This window comes from Psychrobacter sp. CoH-33_TS_01, assembly GCF_058189395.1.
In genome coordinates this window covers 1-255 of sequence record NZ_JBVGQI010000074.1, presented here as the reverse complement: position 1 = coordinate 255, position 255 = coordinate 1, and the positions used below count along the sequence as shown (strand labels likewise).

General features: G+C 70.6%; 1 protein-coding gene. It reads left to right on the top strand.

Going from position 1 to position 255, the window contains the following annotated elements; genetic code table 11:
* Nucleotides 1–255 (top strand): hypothetical protein (locus ACZ2XM_RS15605; RefSeq protein ID WP_490619031.1); only part of this gene is annotated, 255 nt, incomplete at both ends.

Below are 255 nucleotides of genomic sequence, written 5' to 3'. Positions count from 1 at the left end.
GGCACAGGCGCGCGCCGAACTCGACCAGCTGCGCGCGAACGCGCCGGACACGCCGCCTGAAAGCGTGAAGGAACTAACGCGCCAGCTGCAGGACCAGGGCGCAAAGTACAACGCAGCGGCCGCCGAGGCGCAGCGCCGCATCGACGCCGCGCAGGCCGACCACGAGGCGCAGGTCGCGCGGCTGGAAGGGATGATCCGGCAGAACGCTGAAGCGCAGCGTGCGAGCGACCAGCTGCCGACGCTCGACTCTCAGAT